At 68.9% G+C, this 13,789-nt stretch carries 11 protein-coding genes; 4 read left to right on the top strand and 7 right to left on the bottom strand.

Annotated elements, in window-relative coordinates; all coding sequences use genetic code 11:
- Together IBL26_RS23440 and IBL26_RS23435 are read left to right on the top strand one after the other, a co-directional pair.
- A partial coding sequence (locus IBL26_RS23440) for an SDR family NAD(P)-dependent oxidoreductase (RefSeq protein WP_187786936.1) occupies positions 1–1,759 on the top strand: 1,759 nt, incomplete at its 5' end.
- Positions 1,760–3,088 (top strand): aminotransferase class I/II-fold pyridoxal phosphate-dependent enzyme, encoded by a 1,329-nt coding sequence (locus tag IBL26_RS23435; protein WP_187786935.1) that lies wholly within the window; start codon positions 1,760–1,762, stop codon positions 3,086–3,088.
- Positions 3,089–3,430: 342 nt separating this feature from the next.
- Here IBL26_RS23435 and IBL26_RS23430 read toward each other — a convergent pair whose 3' ends face one another.
- The 4 genes from IBL26_RS23430 to IBL26_RS23415 form a co-directional block, all read right to left on the bottom strand.
- A complete protein-coding gene (locus tag IBL26_RS23430; protein WP_187786934.1) occupies positions 3,431–4,264 on the bottom strand; it encodes an HpcH/HpaI aldolase family protein in 834 nt (277 codons plus the stop codon).
- A gap of 131 nt (positions 4,265–4,395) precedes the next feature.
- Entirely contained in the window at positions 4,396–5,370 is a 975-nt protein-coding gene (locus tag IBL26_RS23425) for a Bug family tripartite tricarboxylate transporter substrate binding protein (protein WP_187786933.1), read from the bottom strand.
- A gap of 56 nt (positions 5,371–5,426) precedes the next feature.
- Positions 5,427–6,596, bottom strand: a complete 1,170-nt coding sequence (locus IBL26_RS23420; protein ID WP_187786932.1) for a mandelate racemase/muconate lactonizing enzyme family protein — start codon at positions 6,594–6,596, stop codon at positions 5,427–5,429.
- The gene (locus IBL26_RS23415; RefSeq protein WP_187786931.1) at positions 6,593–7,339 is read right to left on the bottom strand and encodes a FadR/GntR family transcriptional regulator; all 747 of its coding nucleotides are present in this window, start codon (positions 7,337–7,339) and stop codon (positions 6,593–6,595) included. Before IBL26_RS23415 ends, IBL26_RS23420 begins: the two co-directional genes overlap by 4 nt.
- Before the next feature lie 138 nt (positions 7,340–7,477).
- Here IBL26_RS23415 and IBL26_RS23410 point away from each other — a divergent pair, with 138 nt between their 5' ends.
- Positions 7,478–8,290 (top strand): formyltransferase family protein, encoded by an 813-nt coding sequence (locus IBL26_RS23410; RefSeq protein WP_187786930.1) that lies wholly within the window; start codon positions 7,478–7,480, stop codon positions 8,288–8,290.
- Positions 8,291–8,951: 661 nt separating this feature from the next.
- Entirely contained in the window at positions 8,952–10,325 is a 1,374-nt protein-coding gene (locus tag IBL26_RS23405) for a capsule biosynthesis protein (protein WP_187786929.1), read from the top strand.
- A gap of 288 nt (positions 10,326–10,613) precedes the next feature.
- On the opposite strand, the gene IBL26_RS23400 is transcribed toward IBL26_RS23405, so the two are convergent.
- The 3 genes from IBL26_RS23400 to IBL26_RS23390 all read right to left on the bottom strand — a co-directional run bounded on the left by IBL26_RS23400 (position 10,614) and on the right by IBL26_RS23390 (position 13,510).
- Entirely contained in the window at positions 10,614–11,618 is a 1,005-nt protein-coding gene (locus tag IBL26_RS23400; protein ID WP_187786928.1) for a hypothetical protein, read from the bottom strand.
- A 178-nt stretch (positions 11,619–11,796) separates the two neighbouring features.
- Positions 11,797–12,567, bottom strand: a complete 771-nt coding sequence (locus IBL26_RS23395; protein ID WP_187786927.1) for an SDR family NAD(P)-dependent oxidoreductase — start codon at positions 12,565–12,567, stop codon at positions 11,797–11,799.
- A 1-nt stretch (position 12,568) separates the two neighbouring features.
- A complete protein-coding gene (locus IBL26_RS23390; RefSeq protein ID WP_187786926.1) occupies positions 12,569–13,510 on the bottom strand; it encodes a PPK2 family polyphosphate kinase in 942 nt (313 codons plus the stop codon).
- Between the last annotated feature and the right edge of the window lie 279 nt (positions 13,511–13,789).

Below are 13,789 nucleotides of genomic sequence, written 5' to 3'. Positions count from 1 at the left end.
CGCGCTGCAGGTGGCCCGCGCCGCCGGCGCCCGCATCGCCGCCACCGCCGGCAGCCCGGCCAAGCGCGCCTTCCTGCGCGCCGCCGGCGCCGAGCTGGTGCTGGATAGCCGCGACCCCGGCTTCGCCGACCAGCTCCGCGCCGTCTGGCCCGAAGGCGTCGATGTGGTCCTCAACTCCCTGGCCGGCGACGCCATGGAACGCAGCCTGGAACTGACCAAGCCCTTCGGCCGCTTCGTCGAACTCGGCAAGCGCGACTTCTTCGAGAATACCCGCGTCGGCCTGCGCCCCTGGCGCCGCAACCTCACCTATTTCGGCGTGGATGTGGACCAGCTGCCCAGGTCCCGCCCGGATCTCGCCAAGACGCTGCTGGAACAGATCGCGCAGCGCATGCAATCGGGCGCCCTGCACCCGCTGCCCCACGCCGTCCGCAGCCCGGCGGAAGCCGAAGCCGCCTTCCGCACCCTTCAGGCCAGCGGCCAGATCGGCAAGCTGGTCCTGCTGCCCCCGCCCGTGCCCCCGGCAGCCACCGAGTCCCTCGCCGCGACGGCCGAGGCCGCGCCGTCCGTCCCCGGCCCCGCCGGCTGGGCCCCGCCGGAAGGCATCATCCTCGTCGTCGGCGGCACCCAGGGCTTCGGCTTCGAATGCGCCAAATGGCTGGCCGCGCGCGGCGCCACCCGGCTGGCCCTGCTCTCCCGCCGCGGCGGCACCACGCCGGGGGCGGAAGCCGCCGTGCGCGCGCTCGCCGCCCTCGGCGCCGCCGCCACCGTGCATGCCGCCGATGCCGCCGACCCCAAGGCCCTGAAGGCCGCCCTGGCCGAGATCCGCGCCGAGGGCCCGAAGCTCGTCGGCATCGTCCACGCCGCGGCCGTGTTCGACGACGGCGCCGCCGCCTCCATGACGCAACAGCGCTTCGCCCGCGTCCTCGCCCCCAAGCTGGACGCCGCCCTGAACCTGGACCGGCTGACGCGGCGGGACCCCATCCAGCTCTTTCTGCTGTTCTCCTCCGCCACCACCGCCATGGGCAATCCGGGCCAGGCCAACTACGTCGCCGCCAACGCGGCGCTGGAAGCCCTGGCCCGCCGCCGCCAGCGCGAAGGCCTGCCCGCCCTCGCCGTCGGCTGGGGCCCCATCGCCGATGCCGGCATCCTCGCCGCCCACGCCAACACCGCCGAGACCCTGGCCCGCCGCCTCGGCGTCGAGTCGATGACGGCGGCCGAGTCGCTCTCCGCCCTGCCAGCCCTGCTGGCCACCGGCGCCCCCGTGCTCTCCCTCGCCCGCATCGGCTGGCGCCAGGCCGGCATGGCCCTGCCGATCCTGGAAGAGCCACTGTTCGACATCGTGCGCGGCCAGCGCGAAGCCACCGCCGGCACCAGCGACCTGCGCGCCGAACTCCTGGCCCTCTCGCCGGAAGAAGCCCGCGCCCTGCTGCGCCAGGTGGTGCGGGAGGAAGCGGCCCGCATCCTCCGCCTGCCGCCGGACGCCATCCCCACCGACGCCCCCGTGGCCGGCATGGGGCTGGACAGCCTGGGCGGGCTGGAACTGCGCGGCGCGCTGGAACAGCGCCTCGGCATGTCCGTCCCCCTCGCCTCCGTCACCGAGGACCTGACGGTGGACGTCCTCGCCCGCCGCCTCGCCGACGGCCTCGCCGCCGGCGGCCAGGCCGAGGACGCGGTGGCCGACCTCGTCGAACAGTTCGAGCCCAGCCGCGGCGCCCTCACGCCGGACGCAACCCCCGACGTCACCAAGGATACCCACTGAATGAGTGGCGGCCTCTCCACCACTGCCCGCCTCGCCCTGCTGGCCCGCCTCTCCAAGCGCCGCACATCGGATGAAGCCGCCCCCCGCCCCGATGCCGGCTCGGCGCGCGACTTCTCCACCCTGCCCGGCATGCGGGACTACGGCCTGCTCAAGACCGCCCTCGCCTCGCTCGAAATGCGCAGCCCGCTCTTCCAGCAGCATGACGGCCTGGCCGGCGCCCACAGCCTCATCGGCAACCGGGACGTGGTGAACTTCGCCAGCTACAACTACCTGGGCCTGAACGGCGACCCGCGCGTCCAGGCCGCCGCCAAGGCCGCCATCGACCGCTACGGCGTCAGCGTCTCCGGCGCCCGCATCACGGCGGGTGAGCGCGACCTGCACCTGGAACTGGAAGCCGAGCTCGCCGCCCTGCACGGCGCCGAGGCCGCGCTCACCTTCGTCTCCGGCCACGCCACCAATGTCACCACCATCGGCCACCTGATGGGCCCGCGGGACGTGGTGGTGCACGACGCCGCCATCCACAATTCCTGCACCGAAGGCATCCGCCTCTCCGGCGCCCGCCGCGTCCCCTTCGCGCATAACGACATGCGCGCGGCCGAGAAGGAACTCGCCGCCGCCCGCCGCGGCGCCCAGCGTGCCCTGCTCCTCCTCGAAGGCCACTACTCGATGGATGGCGACGCGCCCGACCTCGCCCGCGCCATCGAGATCGCCCGCCGCCACGATGCCTGGCTGATGGTGGACGAAGCCCACGGCGTCGGTGTCCTCGGCGCCACCGGCAAAGGCGTCGCCGAAGCCCAGAACGTCGACCCCTCGGGCGTCGACCTCTGGATGGGCACGCTCTCGAAAACCCTCTCCGCCTGCGGCGGCTACATCGCCGCGCGGCGCGACGTGATCGACTGGCTGCGCCACACCGCCCCCGGCAGCGTCTACTCCGTCGGCCTCGCGCCCCCGCTCGCCGCCTCCGCCCTCGCCTCCCTCCGCATCATGCAGGCGGAGCCCGGGCGCGTGACGCAACTGCAAGCCAACGGCCGCCGCCTGGTCGCCCTGCTGCGCGAACGCGGCTTCGATACCGGCGGCAGCATCGGCGCCGCCATTGTCCCCGTCATCATCGGCTCCTCCATCCGCACCGCGCGGCTGGCCAACGCCATGCTGGATCGCGGCGTCGCCCTACAGACCGTCCTGTTCCCGGCCGTGCCCGAGCAATCCGCCCGCCTGCGCTTCTTCGTCTCCTCCGACCACACGGAAGCCGACTTGCTGCACGCGGCCGACATGCTGGCTGACGCCTCCGCCAATCTCGGCGCAGTGGAATCCCTGCCGGGCTTCGGCTGACACACGGCGAAGGGAGAAGGCCGGGGAAGGAATTCCCCGGACCCCTTCTTTTATTTTCGCGCGTTAAGATCCGGGCTTTGAGGCCGCAGGCAGAACCCTGGCGAAGCCAAATATTTATAAAGCCACTTGAACGGAACCGTCAGTCACCGGTGGCCCCAGACCTCCAGCACACCTATGCCGGGTGCCACCTTCCGCAAAGCCCCAGCCTCAAACTGACAAAAAGAAGATGGGGGCTTGGGGGAATTCCTTCCCCCAACCTTTCTCCCCTGAAACGATCCGCCGCACCCAACAACGCCAGCCCACTCTCTGGCCAAGCGTTCCAGCTCCGGCGACGGTCGCGCCCTAATACACGCTCCCCGTCGTCACCGGCTTCGGCGCCGGCGGCGCGTCCTCGCCCAGCAGGGCCCGCATGTCCCGGCCATGCGTCGCCAGCCAGTTGTACAGGATGCGCACGTCCCACCCGATGCAGAAGTGCTTGACGCCCATTTCCATGTATTCCGGCGCCCGCTCCAGATCATGCAGCTCGATGCGCGGGTGCAGTCCCTTGCTCAGCGCCAGTTCGATCGTCCGCTGCTCCGCCTTCTTCACCTCGGGATGCGTGAACTGCCCGGCCATGCCGATGCTCATCGAGTAGTCGGCCGCCCCGAACTGCACCATGTCGATCCCGGGCACGGAGAGGATGCGGTCCAGGTCCTCCACGCACTCCGCCTTCTCCACCATCAGCGCGATCACCACCTGGTCCAGCGCCTCGACATAGGCGGGCCGGCCGACTTCCAGCACCATCCCCACGTCGCGCCGCATCCCCACGCCCATCCGCCCGCCCGAGCCCGGCGTCTCCGCCCGCACGGCGGCAACGCAGGCGCGCGCATCCTCCTCGGTCCGCACATCGGCGAACAGCACGGACTGGAAGCCGGAGCCGATGGCGCGCATGGCCTGGTGCGTCCACTGCGTCTGCTCCACCTTGATCATGCCGGTCAGGTCCTTCAGCTCCAGCGCCCGCCCCAGATTGTCCAGGTCGTGCAGGTCGAAGGGCGCGTACTCGGCGGTGAACTCGACATAGTCGAACCCTCCCGCCGCCCCCACCAGCTCCACCAGCGTCGGCCAGGTGGAGAGCAGGTGCGTCCCCAGCGTCGGCCGGCCGGCATTGAGCAGCTCGCGCAGCTTGTTGCGTCTCATCTTGGCGTTCCTCTTGCTTGCAGGCACGCGCACCAGGGCGCGGCGTCGTCGTCATTGGGCCGGAGCGTGATCCGATCGCGGAGTACGGTCCAGGCCCGGTCGCGTGCTTCATGCCTTCCGGCGGCCACGCTCTACTCGGGCTTGGCGCCGGACATCGCCACCGCCTCACGCCACTGCTCGGTATCGGCGCGGATGACCGCCTCGAACGCCTCCGGCGTAGTGCCGCTCGGGATCAGCCCGATCTTCAGGAAGCGGTCCAGATTGGCCGGGTCCCGCACCACCGTGTTCGCGGCGTCGGAGAGCCGCTGCAGGATCGGCCGTGGCGTCCCCTTCGGCGCGAACAGGCCGTTCCACCCGATCAGCGTCAACGGCACCTGCTGCTCCTGGAAGGTCGGGATCTCGGGCGAGAACGGCCACCGCCGCGTCCCCGTCACCGCCAGCCCGCGCAGCAGCCCCTCCCGCATCGGCTGGTCCCCGGTGGTGAAGTCGATGATCATCAGGTCCACCCGCCCGGCGATCACCTCCTGCACGGCGGCCGAGCCGCCGCGGAACGGCACATGCAGCAGCTTGATGCCCGCCGTGTTCGCGAAGAGCTCCGTATAGATATGGGAAATCGTCCCGTTGCCGATCGAGGCATAGGTCAGCTCCCCCGGCCGCTCCTTCGCGTAGCGCACCAGCTCCTGCAGATTCGTCACCGGCAGGCCGGCGCGCACGAACAGGCAGTTGGTGGAAAGGCCGAACTGGCTGACCGGGGCGAAATCCATCGGCCCGAACGGCACCCGGTTGTCGAAGAGCGGGTTCACCACCAGCCCGCCCGCCACCGCGACCAGCAGCGTATAGCCATCCGCCGGCTGCTTGCCGGCATAATCCATGCCGATGGCGCCACTCGCCCCGCCCCGGTTCTCGATGACGAAGGGCTGCGTGAAGCTCTCCCGCATCCCCTCCGCCACCAGCCGCATGGTGATGTCGGACTGCCCGCCCGGCGGCGCCGGCACGATGATCTTCACCGGCCGGTCCGGGTAGGCCGAGACGGCATCCGCGCGCGCGACGGCCGGCGCCGCCAGGCAGGCGCCCGTGGCCAGCAGCAAACTACGACGAGTGGTCATCCTGTTTCTCTCCCAAAGGCCGCGCTTCTTGGTCGCGGCTCATTCGTGTCTGTCGGCTACATCCGGCGCGCGTACCGCTCCAGGAAGTCCTCGCGCACGGTGATGCCCAGCCCCGGCCGGTCGGGTATCCGCACCGCGCCATTCTCCACCGGGAAGGCTTCCTCGATCAGCTCGTGCAGCATCGGGTTGTGGCCCAGCGAGTATTCCAGGATGAACCCGGCGCTCTGGCTGGCCGCCAGATGCAGCCCCGCCGCGAAGGCCGGCGCGCCGGACCACAGATGCGGCGCCAGCCGCAGGTTGAAGGCGGAGGCCAGCGCCGCGATCCGCACCCCCTCCGTGATCCCGCCGGCGATCGCCAGGTCCGGCTGCAGGATATCCGCCCCGCGCAGCTCTACGATGTCGCGGAAATCATGCCGGGTGGATTCGCTCTCCCCCGTGCTGATCGGCACGGCCGAACTACGCCGCACCTCCGCCAGCCCGTGCTTGTCGTCGGCCGAGACCGGCTCCTCCAGCCAGAACAGGTCGAGGTCCTCGACCATCCGGCAGAAAGCCTTGGCCTCGGACACCGTCCAGGTGCCATGCGCATCCGCCATCAGCCGGATCTCCGGCCCCAGCGCCGCCCGCGCCGCCCGCACCCGCGCGGCGGACATCGCCGGCGACCCGTCCATCACCCCCACGCGCATCTTCACCGCGCGGAAGCCGCCCTGGCCGCAATACCCCTGCAGCTGCGCCCCGATGCCATGCACGTCCGCCCAGCCGCCGGAGGCATAGGCCGGCATGGCCTCCATCCGCCTGCCGCCCAGCAACTGCCACACCGGCGCCCCCAGCGCCTTGCCCAGGATATCCCACAGCGCGATATCGATGCCGGCGATCGCGGAAACCGACAGCCCCCGCCGGCTGAGTTGCGGAAACCCATGCCCGCGCGCCACCGCATGACCCTGCCGCTGCAAGCTGTAGAGCGTGTCCCACAGGCGGGAGATATCCCGCGGGTCCTCCCCCACCAGCAGCGGCGCGAAATCCTGGTTGATGATCGCCGCCAGCCCGCCACAGGCCGCGCTGCTCCCCACCCCCGCCTTCGCCTCGCCCCAGCCGGTGATGCCGGCATCGGTGTCGATGCGGACGATCACGGAATCGAAGCTGCTCGCCACGCCGAAATCGCTCTTGTGCTGCCGCTCCACGGGAATCGGCACATGGCACCAGCGGGCATCCACCCGGGTGATCCTCATGGCTCCATGTCCTTCTGCGGGCGCCCGATCAGGGTCAGCCAGTAACTGCCCAGCGCCTGCAAATGCCCGCCCATCACCGCGGTCGCCCGCGCCACGTCCCGCGCGACGATCGCATCGCGCAACGCCATGTGCTGGGCGTGCGAAAGCGGCGCCCGTTCCCCATTCTCGAAGTAATGCACACGCCTTTTCCGCGTGAACAGGTAGAAGGAATTGACCAGCCGCCGGAACAGCCGGTTCCCCGCCGCATCCACGACCGAGAGGTGAAACGCCTCGTCCGCCGCCGCGAAATTGCGCCCGGTGGCCAGCGCCTCCGCCCCCAGCCGCAGCGCCGCGTCCAGCCGCGCCACATGCTCGGGCCGGTGCCGCTCGCAGGCCAGCGTCACCGCCTGCATCTCCAGCATCCGCCGCAGCTCGACGACCTCGCCGACCTCCTCCTCGTTCATCGGAATGCCAAGGTCGGAATGCAGCAGGATGGCGTCCAGGCTGCCATGCTCCTGCTCCGCCAGCAGGTACAGCCCGGAATTCGGCCGCCGCTCCACCAGCCGCAACGTCTGCAACGACGTCACCGCCTCGCGGATCGCGTTCCGGCCGACCCCGAATTGCTCCGCCAGGTCGCGCTCGGAAGGCAGCCGGTCCCCCGCCCGCAGTCGCCGCTCCGCCACATACCCCATCAATTGCTTGATCAGCGCGGAGGACTCTCCCTCCCCCGCCGGCACGATCTCAGGCTTCGGAACGCTCTTCACACCCAGCACCTGCCGCCAAAATTGGTCCCACCAATCTGGTAGGACCAATTTCCCGGCCCGTCAATTCGCTTCCGCCTCACGCCGCCGAACCGCTCCGCATCCCTCCGCCCCATCCCCAAACCGCGCTACACCTTCCCCATGCGCATCGCCCTCTTCACCCTGGACAGCGCCCTCAGCGCCCAGGCGGTCCTCGATTTCTGCCGCCTGCACCGGGAGAAGATCGTCCTGATAGCCCGCTCCGACCCCTACCGCCCCAGCGCCGGCGGCACAGTCGGCCAACTCCGCGCCCACTGGCGCCGCTCCGGCCCGCGCATCCTGCCCTTCCTGCTGGCCAATTACGGCCTGCCGCAAAGCCTCGGCAGCCTCCGCCGCGCCCTCGGCCGCGCCCCGCTCACCAACCTGGCCCGCCAGCACGGCATCCCGCAGCACAGCGTCACGGACCTCAACGGCCCCGCCACCACTGCCGCCCTCCGCGCCGCCCGGCCGGACCTCATCCTCTCCTTCCATTTCGACCAGATCTTCACCGCCGAGACCCTGGCCCTCGCCCCCCTCGGCGGCCTCAACGTCCACCCCTCGCTGCTGCCCCGCCATCGTGGCCCCCTGCCCACCTTCTGGGCCCAGCAGGACACCCCGCCGGCCTTCGGCGTCACCCTGCACCGCCTGGCCCCCCGCATCGATGCCGGCGCCATCCTCGCCCAGCAGCCGCTCGCCCTGCCCCCCGGCACCAGCGCCAGCGCCGCCGCCCGCCACCTGCACGCCGCCGGCGCCACCCTCGCCGCCACCGTCATCGCCCAGCTCGCCCAAGGCACCCCACCGCCCGAGACCCTCCCACTCCTGCTGCCCTACTGCCCCTTTCCCACCGCCCCACAGCTCCGCCACGCCGCCCGCCAGGGCCACCGCCTCATCACCTGGCCCGACGCCGCCGCCGCCCTCTACGCCCCCACCGGCTAGCCGCAATCCGGCACGTGGCAGGAAGGCCGGGGAAGGAATTCCCCGGGCCCCATCTTTTTCCTGCGAGTTTGGCGTGACGCTTCGGACGGATAGCGCGCGCTCGTTGATGATCTTGGAACCGGGGCAAAAGGACTGAAGCCAAAGCCGCAGAGGCCCAGCACAAATCCGCGTCCGCCTTCCGGTCGTGCCCGAGAGCCAGAGGCTTTCCAAATCCCGTTGAAACCTCGCCAGAGATCCGCACCCAGGCGACAGACCACTCAGTCCGGGCACCGCACGCCTGGCACATAGCTCCGCCCGCCTACCCCCAAGGCCCGGCACCAAACCGCAGAAAAAAGATGGGGTCCCAGGGGAATTCCCTCCCCTGACCTTCCCTCCCCCCCTTCACTGCAGGGGAGAGCATCGACCCGGCCCTAAAGCCGCGCCCCCACACCGGCTGAAACAGACCCGCCCCACGCCACAGCACCCGCAGACGAACACCCCACGCCCCGCCCACGAAGCATCCGTCACGCCACCCGCCCTCACCCGCAGCGAAACGCCTCCATCGCCCCGGCCCGGCGCAAAATCGCCACCATTCCCGCCCACGGTGTCCATCAGGACCGGCACGCCCCCGCCCCCTGCCCGATTGACAGCAGCGCCCGAAGAGGGTTTCCCATCTGACTGAATGTCCATGATTCCCACCCCGGCGCCGAAGCGCTTCCTCTTCCTGCAGGGGCCCGTCAGCCCGCTGTTCCAGGAAGTCGGCGCGGCGCTGCGGGCCCTGGGGCACAAGGCGCACCGCATCAACCTGCATTGGGGGGACCGCCTGTTCTGGCGTGGCCCCGGCGCCACCGACTACCGCGGCACCCTCGAAGCCTGGCCCGCCTTCATCGCCAGCTTCCTGGACCGCCACCGCATCACCCACATCGTCCTGCTGGGCGAGCAACGCGCCTATCACAAGATCGCCATCGCCGCCGCCGCCGAACGCCAGATCGAAGTCGTCGCCACCGACATGGGCTACATCCGCCCCGACTGGATCGTGCTGGAACGCGACGGCCTGAACGCCGCCAGCCAGTTTGTCCGGGACCCGGAAACCATCATCCGCATCGGCGCCGCCCTGCCGCCGCCGGACCTCGTCGTCCGCTACCGCGACAGCTTCCCGCTGATGGCGGCATGGGACGTCGCCTACAACATCGCCGCCCTCGCCCGCTGGCCGCGCTTCCGCCACTACCGCCACCACCAGATCTACCACCCGCTGCCGTTCTACGCCGGCATGGTCTGGCGCCTCATCCGCCGCTCGTCCGAGAACCTGCGCGCCGACGCCGTCCTCCAACGCGTCGCCGGCACCGGCCCGCTCTTCCTGATGGCCATGCAGATGGAGAACGACTTCTCCATCCGCGCCTATTCCCGCTACACGGACATGGACACCCCCCTGCGCGAGATCACGCAGAGCTTCGCCCGCCATGCCCCTGCCGGCACCCACCTGCTCATCAAGGCCCATCCGCTGGACCCCGGCCTCAAGAACTGGGGCCGCCGCGTCAAGAAACTGGCGAAGGAATTCGGCCTCGAAGACCGCCTGCACTACCTCGGCGGCGGCAACCTCGGCCAGATCGTCGAACAGGTGCAAGGCGTCGTCACCGTCAACAGCACCGTCGGCCTGCGCGCCATCATGGGCCAGACCCCCACCTTCTGCCTGGGCGAGGCCCTCTACCGCCTCCCCGGCCTGGTCTTCAGCGGCACGCTGGACGAATTCTGGACCCAGGGCGCCCCGCCGGACGAAGCCCTGCGCGAAGGCTTCCTCCGCAGCGTCGCCCACTCCCTCCACATCCGCGGCGTCTACCACGCCAAGGAGGGCCGCGCGGTCGCCATGCACGGCATGGTGCAACGCCTGCACGAAGAAATCCTCAACCGCCCCGTCCCCGAGGCGCTCGACCCCGAAACCGAAGGCGCCACCGCCGGCTTCTGGCCACCCCGCCCGAAAGGCTCTTTTGCGTCTTCTGCTGCTGCCGTTCCCGTCACGCCGCAGGGGGCGCCGCCCCCTGCACCCCCGCTGGGGTAGCAGTGCTACCCCAGACCCCGCCGCATGTTTCAACCCTTATATTTTCAATTACCAAAAGGGCACTGCCCGATCGGCAGATCCCCGATAATTTTGGACGCCGGTCGCAGTATCTGAACCGTCATTCAGTCTTAAAGAAGTAAAATAGCGTTCGCTGACCACTGTCTTTCTGAAGAATTATGCCAAGGCTTGGCTGGCTGGCTGGCTGGCTGGCTGGCTGGCTGGGGTGTGCGATAAAATGTGATATTTATGATAACAATAAGAGGTAGGGCGCGGTATCGGCACTCTCTTTTAAGTGCTGCGCCGACAACGCTCGATTAACGCGGCAGGAAACGTGATGGACGGCTCCTTACCGCTATCCCCGATACCATAGGTAAACACGGAGATCTTGGCGTTAGCCAGCGCAGCAACCATCGCCGGCTTTAGCGGCAACTTGTCAGGAATGAGAAGGGCAGGCTCTGGCTTGCCGTGAATTCCAACAAGGCTAGGATAGAGCTGCAGTTGTCCGACCGCCTCGTAGATGCAGTGTGCTGCTGTGCCTGTTTTAATTTCGATAAGTAGGTTAGCCGGCTCAATCATACCATCGACACAGTAGCCGTTTCTCTTCGGCTTTTTGAGATCTTTCCCAACTATCTTCTTAAGTTCTTGGTAGACGTAACCCTGAAGCTCTGTAATCTCAAGCGAACCGCCCGGCCTAACCCGGGTTGTAATCCGTCCCTTTTCATCCATGCCGTAGGTTAATCTTTTATTGTCTTCGTTCTCCGCGTCGCTTACGGACTTTCCACCACTGGCAAGGGCTCTTGCCTGCGCGCAAGCGTTAGAGAAATCAGCAGCCTGCGCCACGATCTCACTAGCACCTGCGTTGAGATTCGCGACGATGTACCAATGTCGCGTTGATCGCCGCCCATCGACCATCAACGGCACCTCAGTCAGCCCACTAAGATCGGCGAACTTATCCTTGATAAAGGTTGAAACTTTGTTTGCGACTAGACGACCTTCGCGGAGCAAATATTTGTTACCAGTGTCGTCGGTCGCAAGAACCGTTACCGGTCCCTTGTCGCGCTTTGCTGCGTTAGGCTGAACGATTTTCACAGTGGAGGATCCGGTATCCGGATCGAATCCGAGCATCACTTCTCTCGTAATCTCTCCGGGACTACCATGTCCGTAGTTGGTGAAAAGCACCCCCTTTCCCTCGATTATCCAGCCATATTCGGTAAGCTTGGTATTCTCTATTAGAGTGTTAGCCCAATGCCGAAAGGCAGCGTTGCATTCCGACTGACTGCTAACAATCTGCACGTCGCTCTCCTCGATCAATAGTTCGATGGCCCACCGCAACGTGCGCGACCACTATCCACTATGCAACCCAGCCGAGGTGCAAGCGTGCGTTTTGATTTTGTAGATGGGGTGACTGCAACCGATTTAGATACGAGTCAGCTGCACGCCTGGCCAGAGATGCTAGGCGCAACCCCCCCCCTCACCCCCTGATCCGAAACACCACCCGCCGCACCGCCGCATCCACCCACTTCGCCGGCACCAGAACCGCCAACCGCAACGCCCACGCCAGCACCCACGGAAACGCCACCACTGCCGCTCCGCGCTCCGCCCCGCGCAGCACCTTCCCCGCCGCCACATCCGCACTGACCGAGAACGGCCGCGCCCCCACCCACCGTTCCCCCATCGCGCTATCGAAGAACCCAGGCGCCACCAGCGTCATTCCCACGCCGCTCCCCGCCAGCCCGGCGCGCACCGCCTCGCCATACCCCCACAGCGCCGCCTTGCTCGCGCAATAGCCCGGGCTGTCCGGCAACCCCCGGAACGCCGCCACCGAGCTCACCAGCACAAAACGCCCCCGCCTCCGCCCCCGCATCCCCGGCAACAGCGCCTCCACCAGATGCACCGCCCCCATCAGGTTCACGTCGATCTGCGCGCGGAACGCCTCCAACCCCTCGGGTGATCCATCCGGCCGCGTCCCGGCCGCAATCCCCGCATTGGCAATCGCCAGATCCACCGGCTCATCCGCATCCCAGCCCAACAACACCGCGCGCATCGCCTCCGCATCGCGCACATCCACCAGCGCACACCGCACCGCCGCCCCCGCCGCCCGGCACGCCTCCGCCACGCCCTCCAGCGCCACCCCATCGCGCCCGATCAGCCCGAGCGAGACACCCGGCGTCGCCAGCCGCCGCGCCAGCGCCGCGCCCAACCCGCGCGACGCCCCGGTGATGACAACCACCCGCCGCGTCACCTCAATTCGAATCCTTGCCCTTCTTGCCGGCCCCCTTGGCGGCCTCCGCCTCCAGCGTCGCGCGCCGCTCGGCCAGGCTCGCCAGCGTGGCGTCGTCCGCCGCCGGGTATTGCGGGTCGGCCTCCTCCAACGCCTGCACCAGCGTCTCCGCCACGATCAGCCGCGCCAGCCACTTCCGGTCGGCGGGCACCACGATCCACGGCGCATGCGGCGCCGCCGTGCCGATGATCGCCGCCTCGTACGCCGCCTGGTACTCGTCCCAGTACTGGCGCTCCTTCACGTCCGCCGCATCGAACTTCCAGTTCTTGTCCGGCGTGTCGATCCGGTCGAGGAACCGCTGCCGCTGCTCCTCCCACCCCAGGTGCAGGAAGAACTTCAGCACCTTCACCCCCTGCCGCGCCATGTAGCGCTCGAAGGCAGCGATATCCTCCAGCCGCTCCTCCCAGATATCCGGCGTCACGCTCGCCTCGGGCAGCTTGCGCGCCTTCAGGATGTCCGGGTGCACCCGAACCACCAGCACTTCCTCGTACCAGGAGCGGTTATGCACCGCGATGTGCCCGCGCCGCGGCAGATGCGCCATGTGCCGCCACAGGAAGTCGTGCTCCAGCTCGTTCGGCCCCGGCGCCTTGAACGCCATCACCTGGCAACCCTGCGGATTGACGCCGGAGAACACGGCGCGGATCGTGCTGTCCTTGCCGCCGCCATCCATCGCCTGGAACAGCACCAGCACCGCCTGCCGGTCCTCGGCGTATAGCCGCTGCTGCAAATCATCCAGCCGCTCGCCCGCCGCCGCCAGCAGCGCCTCGCCTTCCGGCTTCTCCAGCCCGGCCACATCCACCTTGGTCGCCCGGTCCTTCAGGCGGAACTTGCCGCCCTTCTCCACCCGGCAGGCCTGTATCAGCGCGCGCAAGCCGTTCGCCGGCGCGGTGTCGTCCTTGGCCATGGCGCTTCCTCTCCGATGTCTCGCGGAAGACTGTGGCCCCCGCCAGCCCATGGCAACACCCGGCAACCCCGCCGCCCGGCAGCCGCTCCCCCCGGTACCGCGTCCCGGTACCGCCCCGGGGCGCCCGCCGCCCAACCGCACCCCCGGTACCGCTCGCCGTTGCGCCCAGTGCCCCCCGTGGCGCCCACCGCCGGCAGACGCTCCCTGGTACCGCTTCCCCAGGTGCTACGCCCGGGCGCCCGCTACCCGATGCCGCCCAACAGCCCCTCAAGATGCCGC

Source organism: Teichococcus aerophilus (genome assembly GCF_014490485.1).
Classification (GTDB): Bacteria; Pseudomonadota; Alphaproteobacteria; order Acetobacterales; family Acetobacteraceae; genus Pseudoroseomonas; species Pseudoroseomonas aerophila.
Note: the sequence above shows the minus strand (reverse complement) of the source record. Positions and strands in the feature narration are given on the sequence as shown.